We start from the raw sequence: 17,585 nt of genomic DNA, 5'->3' as shown, positions 1-17,585 counted from the left end.
AAAATGGCTGAACCACGTTTCGTACACCTGCGGGTGCATAGCGACTACTCCATGATAGACGGGCTGGCGAAAACCGGGCCGCTGGTGAAAAAGGCGGCCGCGCTCGGCATGCCAGCGCTGGCGATCACCGATTTTACCAACCTGTGTGGCCTGGTGAAGTTCTACGGAACGGCCCATGGCGCGGGGTTAAAACCGATCGTGGGGGCCGATTTTCATGTTCAGAGCGAACTCCTCGCGGACGAACTGACGCAGCTCACTATACTGGCAGCAAACAACGTCGGCTATCAAAACCTGACGCTGCTAATTTCTCGTGCCTATCAGCGTGGATACGGGGCGGCGGGGCCGTGGATTGACCGCGACTGGCTGGTTGAGCTGAAAGACGGGCTGATCCTGTTGTCTGGTGCCCGGATGGGGGATGTTGGTAAAAGTCTGATGCGCGGTAATAGCGCGCTGGTCGAGCAGTGCGTGGCGTTTTACGAAGAGCATTTCCCCAACAACTATTATCTCGAACTGATTCGTACCGGTCGCGCGGACGAAGAGAACTATTTGCATGCGGCGGTACGGCTCGCCGAAGAACGCGGTCTGCCTGTTGTGGCGACCAATGACGTGCGTTTTATCGATGCGGGCGACTTCGATGCCCATGAAATCCGTGTCGCGATTCACGACGGCTTTACCCTTGATGACCCCAAACGTCCGCGTAATTACTCTGCGCAGCAATATATGCGCAGCGAAGACGAGATGTGTGAGCTTTTCTCTGACATCCCGGAAGCACTCGAAAACACGGTAGAAATCGCCAAACGTTGTAATGTCACGGTGCGTCTGGGCGAATACTTCCTGCCCCAATTCCCGACCGGGGATATGACCACCGAAGATTTTCTTGTCGCGAAGTCGAAAGAGGGCCTGGAAGAGCGCCTGGCATTCCTTTTCCCGGATGAGGCGGTCCGTAAAGAGAAACGTCCTGAGTATGATGAACGTCTGGATATTGAACTCCAGGTTATTAACCAGATGGGGTTCCCGGGCTACTTCCTTATCGTTATGGAATTTATCCAGTGGTCGAAAGATAACGGTGTACCGGTAGGCCCGGGGCGAGGCTCCGGTGCGGGTTCGCTGGTAGCCTATGCGCTGAAAATTACCGACCTCGACCCACTGGAGTTCGATCTGCTGTTCGAACGTTTCCTTAACCCGGAACGAGTCTCCATGCCCGACTTTGACGTCGACTTCTGTATGGAAAAACGCGATCAGGTTATTGAGCACGTAGCAGATATGTACGGGCGTGATGCGGTATCGCAGATCATCACCTTCGGTACGATGGCGGCAAAAGCGGTTATTCGCGACGTAGGCCGCGTGCTGGGGCACCCGTACGGCTTTGTTGATCGTATTTCTAAGTTGGTTCCGCCCGATCCCGGTATGACGTTGGCGAAAGCCTTTGAAGCGGAACCGCAACTGCCAGAAATCTACGAGGCTGACGAGGAAGTCAGGGCGCTAATTGATATGGCGCGTAAGCTGGAAGGCGTCACGCGTAACGCCGGTAAACACGCCGGTGGTGTGGTTATCGCGCCGACCAAAATCACCGATTTTGCACCGCTCTATTGTGATGAAGCGGGGCAACATCCGGTCACCCAGTTTGATAAGAACGACGTGGAATACGCGGGTCTCGTGAAGTTCGACTTCCTGGGGCTGCGTACGCTCACCATCATCAACTGGGCGCTGGAAATGATCAACGCCCGTCGTGAGAAGAACGGCGAGCCACCGCTTGATATCGCCGCTATCCCGCTCGATGACAAGAAAAGCTTCGACATGCTGCAGCGCTCGGAAACCACAGCGGTCTTCCAGCTTGAATCCCGCGGTATGAAAGACTTGATCAAGCGTCTGCAGCCTGACTGCTTCGAAGATATGATAGCCCTGGTGGCCCTGTTCCGTCCGGGCCCATTGCAGTCGGGAATGGTGGATAACTTTATCGACCGTAAGCACGGGCGCGAAGAGATTTCCTACCCGGACGTGCAGTGGCAGCATGAGAGTCTGAAACCGGTACTGGAGCCGACCTACGGCATCATCTTGTATCAGGAACAGGTGATGCAGATAGCCCAGGTGCTTTCTGGCTATACCCTCGGCGGCGCGGACATGCTGCGTCGTGCGATGGGTAAGAAAAAGCCGGAGGAGATGGCCAAGCAGCGCGGGACCTTCGAAGAAGGGGCGAAGAAAAATGGCGTTGACGGCGAGCTGGCGATGAAAATCTTCGACCTGGTGGAGAAATTCGCCGGGTACGGATTTAACAAATCGCACTCTGCTGCCTATGCTTTAGTCTCATACCAGACGCTGTGGCTGAAAGCGCACTATCCGGCAGAGTTTATGGCGGCGGTAATGACCGCCGATATGGACAACACCGAGAAGGTGGTAGGCCTGGTGGACGAATGCTGGCGCATGGGGCTCAAGATCCTGCCGCCGGATATCAACTCTGGTCTGTACCATTTCCACGTGAATGACGACGGTGAAATTGTTTACGGCATTGGGGCTATCAAGGGCGTGGGTGAAGGCCCGATTGAAGCGATCCTCGAGGCTCGTAATAACGGCGGCTATTTCCGGGAGCTGTTTGATCTCTGTGCCCGTACCGACACCAAAAAACTCAATCGCCGGGTGCTGGAAAAACTGATAATGTCCGGGGCGTTTGACCGCCTTGGGCCGCATCGTGCCGCGCTGATGAATTCCCTCGGCGACGCCCTGAAAGCGGCAGATCAGCATGCGAAAGCGGAAGCGATTGGTCAGGCGGATATGTTCGGTGTCCTGGCAGAAGAGCCCGAACAGGTGGAACAGTCTTACGCCAGTTGCCAGCCATGGCCAGAGCAGGTGGTGCTGGACGGTGAACGTGAAACCCTGGGGCTGTACCTGACCGGGCATCCGATCACCCAGTATTTGAAAGAGATCGATCGTTACGTCGGTGGCTACCGACTAAAAGACATGCACCCGACCGAACGTGGCAAGGTCACCACGGCGGCGGGGCTGGTGATTGCTGCGCGGGTTATGGTCACCAAGCGCGGCAATCGTATTGGCATCTGTACTTTGGATGACCGTTCCGGGCGTCTGGAAGTGATGTTGTTCACGGACGCCCTGGACAAATATCAGCAACTGCTGGAAAAAGACCGCATACTGATCGTCAGCGGACAGGTCAGCTTTGATGACTTCAGCGGGGGGCTTAAAATGACCGCCCGCGAAGTGATGGACATTGACGAAGCTCGTGAAAAATATGCGCGCGGGCTTGCTATCTCGCTGACGGACAGGCAAATTGATGACCAGCTTTTGAACCGACTCCGTCAGTCTCTGGAACCCCATCGCTCGGGGACCATTCCAGTACATCTCTACTATCAGAGGGCGGATGCACGTGCACGATTACGTTTCGGCGCAACGTGGCGTGTCTCTCCGAGCGATCGTTTATTAAACGATCTCCGTGGCCTCATTGGTTCGGAGCAGGTGGAACTGGAGTTTGACTAATACAGGAATACTATGAGTCTGAATTTCCTTGATTTCGAACAGCCGATTGCCGAGCTGGAAGCGAAAATCGATTCTCTGACGTCAGTAAGTCGTCAGGATGAAAAACTGGATATTAACATCGATGAAGAAGTGCATCGTCTGCGTGAAAAAAGCGTAGAGCTGACGCGCAAAATCTTTGCCGATCTTGGTGCATGGCAAGTCGCTCAGCTGGCACGCCATCCGCTGCGTCCATACACCCTGGATTATGTCCGCCTCGCATTTGATGAATTCGACGAGCTGGCTGGCGACCGCGCTTATGCGGACGACAAAGCCATCGTCGGTGGTATCGCTCGCCTTGACGGTCGCCCGGTGATGATTATCGGCCACCAGAAAGGACGTGAAACCAAAGAAAAAATTCGCCGCAATTTTGGTATGCCGGCACCGGAAGGGTATCGCAAAGCGCTGCGCCTGATGGAAATGGCTGAACGTTTCAATATGCCGATCATCACCTTTATCGACACCCCAGGCGCATACCCTGGCGTGGGCGCGGAAGAGCGTGGTCAGTCTGAGGCGATCGCGCGTAACCTGCGAGAAATGTCCCGTCTGAGCGTACCGGTCATTTGTACCGTTATCGGTGAAGGTGGTTCTGGCGGTGCGCTGGCCATTGGCGTGGGTGATAAAGTGAATATGCTGCAATACAGCACCTATTCCGTTATCTCGCCGGAAGGCTGTGCGTCCATTTTGTGGAAAAGCGCAGACAAAGCACCATTGGCTGCCGACGCAATGGGTATCATTGCACCGCGTCTGAAAGAGTTGAAACTGATCGACTCGATCATTCCGGAACCGTTAGGCGGCGCACACCGTAACCCGGAAGCCATCGCGGCCTCTCTGAAAGCGCAGTTGATTGCGGATCTGGCGGATCTGGACGTGCTGAGCAAAGACGATCTGCGTAATCGCCGTTACCAGCGTCTGATGAGCTACGGTTACGCCTGATAAGCATTGAAAGATCATTCTGAAAAGCCACACAGTGTTGTGGCTTTTTTTATACCCCCTGTTTACCTCAGCTATGATTAACTTAGGTTTTTTTCAGGAGGTAACCGTGAATATTATTGCCATCATGGGGCCGCACGGCGTCTTTTACAAAGATGAGCCGATCAAGGAGCTTGAGAAGGCGCTCCAGGCGCAAGGGTTTCAGATAATCTGGCCACAAAACAGCAGCGACCTGCTGAAATTCATCGAACACAATCCGCGTATCTGCGGCGTCATTTTCGACTGGGACGAGTACACGCTCGATTTATGCAGCGATATCAACCAGCTTAACGAATATCTTCCCCTTTATGCCTTTATTAACACCCATTCGACGCTGGATGTCAGCGCACAAGATATGCGGATGGCGCTGTGGTTTTTTGAATATGCCCTGGGGATGGCCGATGACATTGCAACACGTATCGGGCAGTACACAAAAGAGTATCTCGATAACATCACGCCGCCCTTTACCAAAGCGCTCTTTACCTATGTGAAAGAAGGAAAATACACCTTCTGCACGCCAGGCCACATGGCGGGTACGGCCTACCTGAAAAGCCCGGTTGGCTGCCTGTTTTATGATTTCTTCGGTGGCAACACACTAAAAGCGGATGTGTCTATCTCAGTCACTGAACTGGGCTCGCTTCTGGACCATAGCGGGCCGCATCTGGAAGCCGAAGAGTATATCGCCCGCACCTTTGGCGCTGAGCAAAGTTATATGGTCACCAACGGCACCTCCACCTCCAATAAAATTGTGGGTATGTACGCCGCACCGGTGGGTAGTACGCTGCTGATTGATCGCAACTGCCACAAGTCACTGGCCCATCTGTTAATGATGAGCGACGTTACGCCGCTGTGGTTAAAACCGGGACGTAACGCGCTGGGGATTCTGGCCGGTATTCCGCGCCGGGAATTTACCCATGCCAGCATTGAACAAAAGATTGCTGCAACCGCAGGTGCAACCTGGCCGGTGCATGCGGTTATCACCAATTCCACTTACGATGGGCTGCTATACAACACTGACTGGATTAAAAAAACGCTGGATGTGCCTTCTATTCATTTCGATTCCGCCTGGGTGCCGTATACCAACTTTCATCCGATTTATGCCGGGAAGAGCGGCATGAGCGGTGAGCGGGTACCGGGGAAAGTGATTTTCGAAACGCAATCGACGCACAAAATGCTGGCGGCGTTTTCGCAGGCCTCGCTTATCCATGTGAAAGGTGAGTATGACGAAGATACCTTTAACGAAGCCTTTATGATGCACACCTCTACCTCGCCAAGCTATCCGCTGGTGGCCTCCATTGAGACCGCGGCGGCAATGTTGCGCGGTAACCCCGGTAAACGGCTGATTAACCGTTCGGTTGAGCGCGCTTTGCATTTCCGCAAAGAGGTACAGCGGTTAAAAGATGAAGCCGATGGCTGGTTCTTTGATATCTGGCAGCCCGAGGAGATCAATGAGGCCGATTGCTGGCCGGTAGCACCGGGAGAAAGCTGGCACGGTTTCCGCGATGCTGACGAAGACCACATGTTTCTCGACCCGGTCAAGGTGACTATTCTGACGCCGGGTATGGATGAACAAGGCAATATGAGTGAAGAGGGGATTCCGGCGGCGCTGGTGGCGAAGTTTCTTGATGAGCGCGGCGTGGTAGTTGAAAAAACGGGTCCTTACAATCTGTTGTTCCTGTTCAGTATCGGGATCGACAAAACCCGTGCCATGGGCCTGCTGCGTGGGTTAATGGAGTTCAAGCGTGCCTACGATCTCAATTTACGCGTGAAGAACATGCTGCCGGATCTGTATGCCGAAGATCCCGACTTCTACCGCAATATGCGGATCCAGGATCTTGCGCAGGGTATCCATAAATTGATCCGCCAGCACGATCTGCCGCAACTGATGTTGCGGGCATTTGATGTGTTGCCGGAAATGAAGCTGACGCCGCATCAGGCGTGGCAGCAGCAAATCCGTGGAGATGTTGAAACCATTGAACTGGAAAGGCTTACGGGACGTATCTCCGCCAATATGATCTTACCTTACCCACCGGGCGTGCCGTTACTGATGCCAGGGGAGATGATCACCGAAGCGAGCCGCTCGGTTTTGGATTTCCTGTTAATGCTCTGTGCGATAGGGCGGCACTATCCGGGGTTTGAAACGGATATCCATGGCGCGAAGCGGGGAGAAGATGGCGTCTATTGGGTACGTGTCTTAAAAAGACCGTAGCCTCTTGCGGGTTACCTGTCACAACGGTAACGTGCGCAAAGACAAAAGGAGACATTATGCTGGGTTTAAAACAGGTACATCACATCGCCATCATCGCGACGGATTATGTAAAGAGTAAAGCGTTCTATTGCGATATCCTGGGTTTTACGCTGCAAAGCGAAGTTTATCGTGAAGAGCGTGACTCCTGGAAAGGAGACCTGGCGCTGAATGGCCAGTATGTCATTGAGTTGTTTTCGTTTCCCTTTCCGCCAGCACGTCCGAGTGGGCCGGAAGCCTGCGGATTACGTCATCTGGCCTTTAGCGTTGTGGATATCGATCAGGCGGTTGCTCACCTGCAAGCGCACAATGTCTCGTGCGAAGCGATTCGTGTTGACCCTTACACCGGTAAGCGCTTTACCTTTTTTAAAGATCCTGACAACCTTCCGCTGGAACTCTATCAGCAGTAAGCCTTGCCAGTCACAGGAATGCCCGGTAACGTGCCGGGCATTATTTCCGTTTCGGTTAATGCCATGATCATGCCCTTACTTTCTCGCTTGCCTGCCCATCAACGCCAGTTTTTGGTGGCGTTTAGCGGCGGGCTCGATTCGACAGTACTGTTGCACCGTCTGGTGCAGTGGCGTCAGCAGCAGCCGGACATTTCCCTGCGCGCGATTCATATTCACCACGGATTAAGCCCCAATGCGGATGCATGGGCTGCTCATTGTCAGCAGGTCTGCGATGGCTGGCAGGTACCGCTTGTTGTTCATCGGGTACAACTGGTGGATGAAGGCAATGGAATTGAAGCGCAGGCGAGAAAAGCCCGCTATGCCGCCTTTACTCAGGCGTTAGTCCCCGGAGAATTGCTGCTCACCGCCCAGCATCTTGACGACCAGTGCGAAACGTTTTTACTGGCGCTTAAACGGGGGAGTGGTCCGGCCGGTCTTGCGGGTATGCCGGAAACGCTGCCGTTTGCCGACACTATGCTCCTCAGACCGTTGTTGAACGAAACACGCGAAGCCCTTCTTCGCTGGGCGCAGCAACATGGTTTGTCATGGATTGAAGACGAGAGCAATGCTGATGATGCCTATGACCGCAACTTCCTGCGTTTACGCGTTCTGCCGGCATTGAATGCCCGCTGGCCGCATTTTGCCGATGCGGTCGCCCGGAGTGCGGCCTTGTGCGGCGAGCAGGAGCAATTGCTGGATGAACTGCTGGCAGACGAGCTTGCGGCGGCGACACACCGTGACGGTGGGTTGTCGATTGCGGCGCTGGAAACGTTAAGTGCGGCACGGCGCGCCGCTATCTTACGACGTTGGCTTTCCGCGCAGCAGGCGCCGATGCCTGCCCGGGAAATGTTGCTACGGGTCTGGCAAGAGGTGGCGTTAGCCAGAGAGGATGCAGCGCCATGCTTGCGCCTTGGCGATCATGAAATCCGCCGTTATCAGGGTTATTTGTGGTGGGTTAAAGCGCTTGCGGGCCAGCGCGAAAAAGTTCTGCAATGGACGGATCCTTTTTTGCCGCTGACGTTGCCGGATGGGCTTGGCGTTCTGCGCCTTGTGCCGGGCGATGAACTACGTCCACCGGGCGCTGACGAAGTGGTATCTGTACGCTTTCAGGCGACGGGAACCTTGCACATCCAGGGGCGTAACGGTGGCCGTAAACTTAAAAAGATCTGGCAGGAGTTGGGCGTGGCACCCTGGCGTCGGGATACAACACCACTACTGTTTTACGGTGAGTCGCTGATTGCTGCGGCAGGCGTGTTTGTCACGCAGGAGGGCAAAGCAGAAAATGGGCAGCCAGGCGTACGGCTAATGTGGCAGAAGTAACGGGCAGTCAGCGCTGCCCGAAAGTGCTGTCAGGATTCGCTCACCACGACGGTGCCGATTTCCGGATGACTAAAGCTGGCAATTTTGTCGAGACGCAGTTCGCGCGTTGTTCCTGCAATTTCAACAACCAAATATTCCACATTTTTGCGAGATACTAAATCGCTGGCTTTTGCCTGCAAAGTTTCGCCATCTTTGAGCTCGAGCGTCAGTAGGAGATGATGCTGACAGGCGAGTTCCAGGTTGTCATAGTCGTCGCAATTGATGGGTTGATAGGTATCATTCATTGACATAATCGCTCACCAGTAAGTTCGCGGCAGCATACGCCGCCTTTTCCCTGACCGACTCTGAAACGGCATCGTCCGAAGCCACTTCATTCAAAACTTTCAATACGCACCCCAACGCATCCGGGATATACCCTAAGTCTCCGCTGGCAATTTCCGCATACCGCTGGCGTATTAACTCACAATAATTTCCCACACGTCCTCCTGTCAGCACCCTGGCTTTACTGTGAGATACCATTAAGCCTACGAAGATTAACTCTGTTTAGCAAGGTGACTATACCATACCCGACGGGTCATTATCAGAGTGATGAATTAACCGCAGAATAAGAGATAACAGCACGTTATATCTTTATTCGCTACAATAGCCGCTGTTATGCAAAGGAGGCGGTATGGCGCTCAAAGCAACCATTTATAAAGCTACTGTGAATGTGGCGGATTTAGACCGGAATCAATTTCTCGATGCCACATTGACGCTTGCCCGTCATCCTTCCGAGACGCAGGAGCGCATGATGCTGCGCCTGTTGGCATGGATTAAATTCGCCGATGAACGGCTACAGTTCACCCGTGGGCTGTGTGCGGATGACGAGCCCGAAGTGTGGCTGCGCAACGATCATCTGGGTATCGATCTGTGGATCGAACTCGGATTGCCGGACGAACGGCGCATCAAGAAGGCCTGTTCGCAGTCGAAAGAGGTGGCGCTATTCACCTATAACTCGCGTGCGGCACAAATCTGGTGGCAGCAGAACCAGAGCAAACTCGCTGGATTTAAAAATCTGAGTATCTGGTACCTGGATGATGAGCAACTGACAATGCTGAGTGGACTGGCGGAGCGGACAATGTCACTGCAAGCTACTCTCCAGGAAGGAACTATCTGGCTGAGCGACACTCAAACCAATCTGGAAATCCACCTGACGACCTGGCAACAGCACGCATGATTGAGATATCCCGCCATGTCAGTATTCCTGATGAAGAATTGGAGATTACGGCGATTCGCGCGCAAGGGGCGGGTGGGCAGCATGTAAATAAGGCCTCTACGGCGATCCATCTGCGTTTTGATATTCGTGCATCCAGCTTGCCCGAGTTTTATAAAGAGAAGTTGCTGGCAGCAACGCATCATCTCTTAACGGCCGAGGGCGTGGTGATCATCAAGGCGCAGGAGTACCGCAGCCAGGAAATGAATCGAGAAGCGGCGATTGCCCGGCTGGTGGCGTTAATCAGGGAACTGACGGTGGTGCAAAAAAGCCGTCGGGCCACCCGTCCAACACGGGCATCGAAAGAGCGGCGTCTGGCAGGAAAAGCGCAGAAATCTTCTGTAAAAGCGCTACGAGGGAAGGTTCGTCGCCCACAGGAGTGACGGACGAGATAAGAACTGTTCATAAGGAAGAAAGAGTGAATAAAGCGATTGTATCTTTGGCTGTGGCAATGACACTCTTTGCGCTGATGGGGTGCAACAATCGGGGAGAGGTGGAAACCGTCTCCCCCGTGCGGGCTGAAAAGCTCAAGCCAATGCAACAGAGCTGGCGCGGTATTCTGCCGTGCGCAGATTGTGAAGGCATCGAAACCTCACTGTTCCTTGAAAAGGATGGCACCTGGGTGATGAATCAGGGCTATCAGGGTGGCAAAGCGCCATCAAATTTTGCCTCTTACGGGCGATGGGCACGCACCGCGGACAAGCTGGTGCTGACAGATGCAGGTGGCGAGAAACTTTACTTCCGTGCGAAAGGCAGTGCGCTGGAAATGTTGGATCGTGAAGGGAACCCGATTCACTCACAGCTAAATTATATCTTGCAGCCTGTCGCGGCGACCTTACCGACAACGCCGATGGCGATGCGTGGCATGTATTCGCATACGGCAAGTGTGGCGGAGTTTGCTGATTGTATGACGGGTAAACGGATTGCAGTCAGCAACGATGCGCGGCTCGAACAGCAATATAAAGCAGCGGCAGGTCAGGCTTCGCAGCCGGTTTTGCTGGAGGTGGAAGGACATTTCACGCTACAGCCGAAAACGGATAACGGTGCGATGGAGAAGACGCTGGTGGCGGATAAAAACGCGAAATTTATAGCCGGAAAAGATTGTAATCACCAATAAAAAAAGCCTCGCATTTGCGAGGCTTTTTACTGTTAGCCCTTGATGGCACTGACAAGGTAATTCAGGATATCACCCGTCTTGATCATCTGTTTTTCGCCAGTGCGACGGTATTTGTATTCGATATCGTCGTTGTCGAGGTTACGGTCGCCCAGCACGATGGTGTGCGGAATACCGATCAGCTCCATATCAGCGAACATCACACCCGGACGCTCTTTACGGTCGTCCATCAGCACGTCGATACCCTGTGCGCTCAGCTCAGCATACAATTTCTCGGCCAGTTCCTGCACACGGTAAGATTTGTGCATGTTCATCGGCAGAATCGCCACCTGGAACGGCGCGATAGCGTCAGGCCAGACGATACCGCGGTCATCAAAGTTTTGCTCAATAGCCGCCGCTACCACGCGGGTTACCCCGATACCGTAGCAGCCCATGGTCAGGATCTGGTTACGACCATCTTCACCCTGAACGGACGCCTTCAGCGCTTCAGAGTATTTGGTACCTAACTGGAAGATGTGACCCACTTCGATACCGCGTTTGATCAGAAGCGTCCCCTGACCGTCCGGGCTTGGGTCGCCGGCAACCACGTTACGGATATCGGCAATCTCCGGGGTGGCTACGTCGCGGTCCCAGTTGATACCGAAGTAGTGTTTACCATCAATGTTAGCGCCAGCGGCAAAATCGCTCATTGCCGCAACGGTACGGTCGATAACGACCGGAATCGGCATGTTTACCGGCCCCAGCGAACCCGGACCCGCATTTACCACGGCGCGAATTTCAGCTTCGGTCGCGAAAGTCAGCGGGCTGGCAACCTGTGCCAGTTTTTCGGCTTTTACTTCGTTCAGTTCGTGATCGCCACGTACCAGCAGGGCGACCAGCGGGTAGCTGCTGCCTTCAACGGCTTTGACCAGCAGTGTCTTGACGGTTTTTTCAATCGGCAGGTTGAACTGTTCAACCAGCTCGGCGATGGTTTTCGCGTTCGGCGTATCAACCAGCGTCATCTCCTGAGTTGCCGCTGCACGCGGTGCTTTCGGCGCCACAGCTTCTGCCAGTTCGATGTTGGCGGCATAGTCAGAGGTATCAGAGAAAACGATGTCATCTTCACCGCTCTGCGCCAGTACCTGGAACTCATGAGACGCGCTACCACCGATAGAGCCGGTATCTGCCTGAACCGGGCGGAACTCCAGCCCGATGCGGGTAAAGATTTTGCTGTAGGTGGCATACATTGCGTCGTAGGTTTCCTGCAGCGATTCCTGAGAAGTATGGAAAGAGTAGGCATCTTTCATCAGGAATTCACGGGAACGCATCACGCCGAAACGCGGACGTACTTCGTCACGGAACTTGGTCTGGATCTGGAAGAAATTCAGCGGTAGCTGTTTGTAAGAGCTGAGCTCGTTACGAATCAGATCGGTGATCACTTCTTCGTGAGTCGGGCCGAGTACGAACGGACGCTCGCCACGGTCAGAAATACGCAGCAGTTCCGGGCCGTACTGCTCCCAACGACCACTCTCTTGCCACAGTTCAGAAGGCTGAACGACCGGCATTAACACCTCAATCGCACCGGCGTTGTTCATCTCTTCACGCACGATGTTTTCGACTTTTTTCAGGACGCGCACGCCGGTCGGCAGCCAGGTATACAACCCGGAGGCCAGCTTGCGGATCATCCCGGCGCGCAACATCAACTGATGGCTGATGACTTCGGCGTCGGCAGGTGTCTCCTTCAGAGTGGAGAGCAGGTATTGGCTAGTACGCATGTTGTTACGGTTCCATTTGGACGATTGGAACAGACTCAAAAGGAGCCTGATTCAAAAAAAGTGATTCAGTTTACCAGCGAGAAAGAGATGCCAAAAGTAGAGGGAGGAGAAATTAACGGCCTTCCAGCGCAAACACTTCAAAACCTGCAGTGGTCACGCGCCAGCGCACGTTGAAATCCAGCAACAAGACCGCGTACGTTTTCCCCATTTCCTCATCTTTACGGTATGCCGGGCGCGGGTCCTGCGCCAGGACGTCAATAATAAACGATCTTAGCTGCGGGTAACGCTTTTCTAACTGTGGAAATGCCGCTTCGAGCTCTGGTGTGAAGTACACCGCCATCTCCGCGACGGGGGCCTGCTGCGCATAACTGGCGCTGGCATGTGGCAAAGCCTCAGCAAAGGGTAAATAGGGTTTGATATCCACGACGGGCGTGCCGTCGACGAGATCAATACTGCCCAGTTGCAAAATGACACGCTCTTTCTCGCAGTGAATGCCTTTAAGCTCCACCAAAGACATGCCAATCGGATTAGGACGGAAGGTTGAGCGCGTGGCAAAAACCCCCATCCGCGCATTCCCCCCGAGCCGGGGAGGGCGTACCGTAGGACGCCAGCCGCCAGCCATCGTCTGGTGGAAAATGAACACAATCCAGAGATGGCTGAACGCCTCAAGCCCGCGTACGGCTTCGGCCTGATTATAGGGAGGCAGCAGATGAAGTTCGCCGCCTCCGTGTTTAACCAGACCTGGCTGGCGGGGAACGGCAAACTTTTCTTTATAGGGGGAGCGGATGACGCCTATCTGCTCAATGGCAAATGTGGTCATTTCGCCGTGACGTTCAGTGCTGAACCTACGCATACAGCCTGACGGTAGCAACCCGGCGTGCCGCTGGTGATTTCACAGCTGTGGAGCAGAACCGCATTCGCTTTCATTTTTGATGCGTTGATTTGCATGCGTTTACGGGCGGTCGGGATGTTCGGAGGTGAATCCTGATTGGTTGCCTGGCAAGAGTCACCGGTCACTTCACCTAAATCACGGAACGGTTTACCCACCAAATCTTCAGCATTGGTAATGATTCGAACCGGCGTCGGACGCGGCGGTTTCGGTTTTGCTGGTTCTGTTTTAGGCGGGGTTGCTGTGCTTTGAACAGGTTCGACAGGAGATCTGCTTAGCATTGAACAGCCGCTCAGCATGAGTGCTAAAAAACAGATCGGTAAAGCACGCATAATATATCCTCAAAAAATGATCTTAACGCCGCTTATTGAATCAGGAGCTTGCACAAATGACAAGACGGGCATGAGCCCGTCCTGAAGGATATTGCTGACGGGCCGGATTACCAGCCTTTCACCGCACCGCCATTGAAGACTTTGTTCGCTGCTTCGTAGACTTCGTCAGACTGATAGGCCTGAACGAATTTCTTCACGTTTTCTGCGTCCTTGTTGTCTTCGCGGGTAACGATCAGGTTAACGTACGGAGAGTCTTTATCTTCGACAAAGATACCATCTTTTGCTGGCGTCAGATTGATCTGGCTGGCGTAGGTGGTGTTAATAACGGCCAGTGCGATTTGTGCATCGTCCAGCGAGCGCGGCAGTTGCGGGGCTTCCAGCTCAACAATTTTCAGGTTTTTCGGGTTCTCTGTAATATCCAGAGCGGTCGGCAGCAGGCCAACACCATCTTTCAGTTTGATCAGGCCCTGTTTCTGCAACAGCAGTAGGGAGCGGCCAAGGTTAGTCGGATCATTCGGTACAGCGACCTGAGCGCCTTCCTGCAATTCATCAATAGATTTAATTTTTTTGGAGTAGCCTGCGATCGGGTAAACAAAGGTATTGCCAACAGCAACCAGTTTATAGCCACGATCTTTGATCTGCTGATCCAGGTAAGGTTTGTGCTGGAAGGCGTTCGCATCGATGTCGCCTTTGCTCAGCGCTTCGTTCGGCAGAACGTAGTCATTAAAGGTTACCAGCTCAACGTCCAGACCGTATTTCTCTTTCGCGACTTTCTGTGCAACTTCGGCAACTTGCTGTTCAGCACCGACGATGACGCCGACTTTAATGTGGTTCGGATTCTTTTCGTCCTGACCACAACCTACCAGAGCCAGAGAACCAATCAGGGCACCCACTGCCGCAAAGGTCTTGAATTTAAAAGCCATGTGTTTTTTCCTTTCTTTCAGAGTCGTTGTGTTGTGAGCAACGTTATTTATGCGTAACAGAGCGAACGATACGATCGCCTGCAAACTGAATTAAGTAAACCAGAATCACCAGCAGTGCCAGGACGGTATTCATCACAATGGCGTTATAGCCAATGTAACCGTACTGGTAGCCAATCTGCCCCAGACCGCCAGCGCCCACGGCACCGCCCATTGCGGAATAACCCACCAGGGTAATCAGGGTAATTGTTGCTGCATTGACCAGACCCGGCAGTGCTTCCGGCAGTAGCACCTTACGGATGATCTGCATCGGAGTTGCGCCCATTGCGCGGGAGGCTTCAATCAGGCCGGTCGGGATTTCCAACAGGGCGTTTTCCACCATACGGGCAATAAAAGGTGCTGCACCGACGGTCAGAGGCACAATCGCTGCCTGCAGGCCGATGGACGTTCCCACGATAATACGGGTGAATGGGATCATCCAGACCAGTAAAATAATGAACGGGATCGAACGGAAAATATTCACCAGCGCCGAAATGGTACGGTAGAGTTTTGCATTCTCCGAAATTTGTCCAGGGCGCGAGACATACAGCAGCACGCCAACCGGAAGACCCAGCACAAAGCCGAAGAAACCCGATACGAAGGTCATTGCCAGCGTTTCCCAGACGCCACGCGCCAGTAACCACATCATTGCCTCAGACATAACCCAGCACCTCTACTTTCACATGGTGTTCCTTAAGCCAGGCAATAGCGGCTTGCGTATCCTGCGGCTCGCCGTGCATTTCTGTCAGCATAATGCCGAATTTCACGCCACCGGCGTAATCCATTTGCGCACTGATAATATTGTTGTTCACGTTATAGCGGCGTGCGGTCTCAGAAAGCAGTGGGGCATCGACCGATTGACCGGTGAATTCCATGCGTAACATCGGCACGCTGCCTGCCAGTGGCTGATCTTTCAGGCGCTGCTGGTAATCCTCAGGGATATCCAGGTGCAACGTTGACTGAATAAACTGCTGGGCCAGCGGCGTTTTGGGATGAGAGAACACTTCACTTACTGTGTCCTGTTCGATCAGTTCACCATTACTGATAACGGCAACGCAGTCGCAAATGCGTTTTACGACATCCATTTCGTGGGTGATGAGCAGAATCGTCAGGCCCAGGCGACGGTTGATGTCTTTCAACAACTCCAGAATGGAACGCGTAGTTGCCGGGTCCAGTGCGCTGGTGGCTTCATCACACAGCAATACTTTCGGGTTGCTCGCCAGTGCGCGGGCAATGGCCACACGCTGCTTTTGACCACCGGACAGATTCGCCGGATAGCTGTCGTGTTTGTCGCCCAGTCCAACCAGGTCCAGCAATTCCTTGACGCGACGGTTAATCTCTTCGCGCGGCGTGTTATCCAGCTCAAGTGGCAACGCGACGTTACCAAACACGGTGCGGGAAGAGAGTAAATTAAAGTGCTGGAAGATCATGCCAATCTGGCGGCGAGCTTTAGTGAGTTGTGCTTCAGAAAGGGCTGTCAGCTCCTGTCCGTCAACCTGGACGCTACCCTGGGACGGGCGTTCAAGCAGGTTAACGCAGCGAATAAGCGTACTTTTACCGGCGCCAGAGGCACCAATGACGCCATAAATTTGCCCGGCAGGAACATGCAGGCTGACATTGTTCAACGCCTGAATGGTGCGAGTTCCCTGCTGGAATACTTTGGTTATATTGGAAAGTTTAATCATCAGATTATTTTTATCGTATGAGAGTTAGCCGTGGCATTTTGTTCTGCCTGTTACGGGTGATGGCCGTAAACAAGGCGGATGTTAAGGCATCCAGACGTCTAAATCAATCGAACCCTGCGCGATGAGCACTTTCCTGTGCGGTGAAACATGAGATACTACGCCCACATGCCTTTTTCAGGAGCAACCCGGTGGCAAAATCAGTACCCGCAATTTTCCTCGACCGTGATGGCACTATTAATGTCGACCACGGTTATGTGCACGAAATTGATAACTTCGAATTTATAGACGGTGTCATTGACGCCATGCGCGAACTGAAAGCCATGGGCTTCGCGCTGGTGGTGGTGACCAATCAGTCCGGTATCGCACGTGGTAAATTCACCGAAGCGCAATTTGAAACACTCACCGAATGGATGGACTGGTCGCTGGCCGATCGCGATGTCGAGCTGGATGGTATCTATTATTGCCCGCACCACCCTCAGGGGACGGTAGAAGAGTTCCGCCAGGTGTGTGATTGCCGTAAACCACATCCGGGCATGCTCATTTCTGCTCGAGACTATCTGCACATTGATATGTCTGCTTCTTATATGGTGGGTGACAAACTCGAAGATATGCAGGCGGCTACCGCTGCAGATGTGGGAACGAAAGTACTGGTGCGTACCGGCAAGCCCGTCACGCCAGAGGCGGAAAATGCGGCAGATTGGGTGATTAATAGCCTTGCGGACCTGCCTGCGGCTATCAAAAAGCAACAAAAGTAACCGTTATGATGAAAAGATGAGCGGTTGAAATAAAAATGCATTTTTTCGCTTGTCATTCATCGTGGGCTGCCTATAATGCGCCTCCATCGACACGGCGGATGTGAATCACTTCACACAAACAGCCGGGTTGGTTGAAGAGAAAAATCCTGAAATAACGGGTTGACTCTGAAAGAGGAAAGCGTAATATACGCCACCTCGCAACGGTGAGCGAAAGCCGCGTTGCACTGCTCTTTAACAATTTATCAGACAATCTGTGTGGGCACTCAAAGTGACATGGATTCTTGATGTCTTCGGACACTAAATGAATACCAAGTCTCAACGAGTGAACACGTAATTC

Annotated in this window: 17 protein-coding genes; 9 read left to right on the top strand and 8 right to left on the bottom strand. The window is 53.4% G+C overall.

Translation table 11 applies throughout. From position 1 onward, the window contains the following. The first annotated feature begins 3 nt into the window (after nt 1–3). The 5 genes from dnaE (at nt 4) to tilS (ending at nt 8,508) form a co-directional block, all read left to right on the top strand. On the top strand, nt 4–3,486 hold the full coding sequence (gene dnaE / locus ABU190_RS14315; RefSeq protein ID WP_354691675.1) for a DNA polymerase III subunit alpha: 3,483 nt from the start codon (nt 4–6) through the stop codon (nt 3,484–3,486). Between the two features lie 12 nt (nt 3,487–3,498). Next, nucleotides 3,499–4,458, top strand: a complete 960-nt coding sequence (gene accA / locus ABU190_RS14310) for an acetyl-CoA carboxylase carboxyl transferase subunit alpha (protein ID WP_039078446.1) — start codon at nt 3,499–3,501, stop codon at nt 4,456–4,458. 106 nt (nt 4,459–4,564) lie between these two features. Continuing rightward, on the top strand, nt 4,565–6,703 hold the full coding sequence (locus tag ABU190_RS14305) for a lysine decarboxylase LdcC (RefSeq protein ID WP_354691674.1): 2,139 nt from the start codon (nt 4,565–4,567) through the stop codon (nt 6,701–6,703). Between the two features lie 56 nt (nt 6,704–6,759). Next, nucleotides 6,760–7,149 (top strand): VOC family protein, encoded by a 390-nt coding sequence (locus tag ABU190_RS14300; RefSeq protein ID WP_039078448.1) that lies wholly within the window; start codon nt 6,760–6,762, stop codon nt 7,147–7,149. 69 nt (nt 7,150–7,218) lie between these two features. Beyond that, nucleotides 7,219–8,508 (top strand): tRNA lysidine(34) synthetase TilS, encoded by a 1,290-nt coding sequence (gene tilS, locus ABU190_RS14295; protein WP_354691772.1) that lies wholly within the window; start codon nt 7,219–7,221, stop codon nt 8,506–8,508. A 29-nt stretch (nt 8,509–8,537) separates the two neighbouring features. On the opposite strand, the gene rof is transcribed toward tilS, so the two are convergent. Both rof and ABU190_RS14285 read right to left on the bottom strand, forming a co-directional pair. Further along, entirely contained in the window at nt 8,538–8,798 is a 261-nt protein-coding gene (gene rof / locus ABU190_RS14290) for a Rho-binding antiterminator (RefSeq protein WP_039078449.1), read from the bottom strand. Next, nucleotides 8,785–8,985 (bottom strand): YaeP family protein, encoded by a 201-nt coding sequence (locus ABU190_RS14285; RefSeq protein WP_039078450.1) that lies wholly within the window; start codon nt 8,983–8,985, stop codon nt 8,785–8,787. The genes rof and ABU190_RS14285 overlap by 14 nt, the downstream gene beginning before the upstream one ends. 193 nt (nt 8,986–9,178) lie before the next feature. On the opposite strand from ABU190_RS14285, the gene ABU190_RS14280 reads away from it, so the two are divergent. Genes ABU190_RS14280 through nlpE form a run of 3 tightly spaced genes read left to right on the top strand, consistent with a single transcriptional unit; the run spans nt 9,179 to nt 10,877 of the window. Next, nucleotides 9,179–9,724 carry a YaeQ family protein gene (locus ABU190_RS14280; RefSeq protein ID WP_354691673.1) on the top strand — a complete coding sequence of 182 codons (546 nt, stop codon included), beginning with the start codon at nt 9,179–9,181 and terminating at the stop codon, nt 9,722–9,724. Then, nucleotides 9,721–10,143 (top strand): alternative ribosome rescue aminoacyl-tRNA hydrolase ArfB, encoded by a 423-nt coding sequence (arfB, locus tag ABU190_RS14275; RefSeq protein ID WP_354691672.1) that lies wholly within the window; start codon nt 9,721–9,723, stop codon nt 10,141–10,143. Before ABU190_RS14280 ends, arfB begins: the two co-directional genes overlap by 4 nt. A 35-nt stretch (nt 10,144–10,178) precedes the next feature. Then, nucleotides 10,179–10,877 carry an envelope stress response activation lipoprotein NlpE gene (gene nlpE, locus ABU190_RS14270; RefSeq protein WP_354691671.1) on the top strand — a complete coding sequence of 233 codons (699 nt, stop codon included), beginning with the start codon at nt 10,179–10,181 and terminating at the stop codon, nt 10,875–10,877. Nucleotides 10,878–10,909: 32 nt separating this feature from the next. Here the strand turns inward: nlpE and proS are convergent, their stop codons facing one another. From proS to metN, 6 genes are all read right to left on the bottom strand, one after another. Further along, the gene (proS, locus tag ABU190_RS14265; protein WP_354691670.1) at nt 10,910–12,628 is read right to left on the bottom strand and encodes a proline--tRNA ligase; all 1,719 of its coding nucleotides are present in this window, start codon (nt 12,626–12,628) and stop codon (nt 10,910–10,912) included. 112 nt (nt 12,629–12,740) lie between these two features. Next, nucleotides 12,741–13,448 carry a tRNA (N6-threonylcarbamoyladenosine(37)-N6)-methyltransferase TrmO gene (gene tsaA / locus ABU190_RS14260; RefSeq protein ID WP_354691771.1) on the bottom strand — a complete coding sequence of 236 codons (708 nt, stop codon included), beginning with the start codon at nt 13,446–13,448 and terminating at the stop codon, nt 12,741–12,743. Further along, on the bottom strand, nt 13,445–13,849 hold the full coding sequence (rcsF, locus tag ABU190_RS14255) for an Rcs stress response system protein RcsF (protein WP_039078456.1): 405 nt from the start codon (nt 13,847–13,849) through the stop codon (nt 13,445–13,447). The genes tsaA and rcsF overlap by 4 nt, the downstream gene beginning before the upstream one ends. 107 nt (nt 13,850–13,956) lie before the next feature. Beyond that, nucleotides 13,957–14,772 carry a methionine ABC transporter substrate-binding lipoprotein MetQ gene (gene metQ, locus ABU190_RS14250; protein ID WP_071193686.1) on the bottom strand — a complete coding sequence of 272 codons (816 nt, stop codon included), beginning with the start codon at nt 14,770–14,772 and terminating at the stop codon, nt 13,957–13,959. A gap of 43 nt (nt 14,773–14,815) precedes the next feature. Further along, entirely contained in the window at nt 14,816–15,469 is a 654-nt protein-coding gene (locus ABU190_RS14245) for a methionine ABC transporter permease MetI (RefSeq protein ID WP_039078458.1), read from the bottom strand. Next, nucleotides 15,462–16,493, bottom strand: coding sequence for a methionine ABC transporter ATP-binding protein MetN (metN, locus tag ABU190_RS14240; RefSeq protein ID WP_039078459.1), 1,032 nt, complete (start codon nt 16,491–16,493; stop codon nt 15,462–15,464). The genes ABU190_RS14245 and metN overlap by 8 nt, the downstream gene beginning before the upstream one ends. 188 nt (nt 16,494–16,681) lie before the next feature. Between metN and gmhB the strand changes: the two genes are divergently transcribed. Beyond that, nucleotides 16,682–17,248, top strand: coding sequence for a D-glycero-beta-D-manno-heptose 1,7-bisphosphate 7-phosphatase (gmhB, locus tag ABU190_RS14235; RefSeq protein ID WP_039078460.1), 567 nt, complete (start codon nt 16,682–16,684; stop codon nt 17,246–17,248). Nucleotides 17,249–17,585 lie beyond the last annotated feature (337 nt).

Origin of the sequence: Phytobacter sp. RSE-02, assembly GCF_040578655.1 — a bacterium.
Classification (GTDB): Bacteria; Pseudomonadota; Gammaproteobacteria; order Enterobacterales; family Enterobacteriaceae; genus Phytobacter; species Phytobacter diazotrophicus.
The sequence above is the reverse complement of the archived record's forward strand: the minus strand, read 5'-3'. Positions and strand labels throughout refer to the sequence as shown.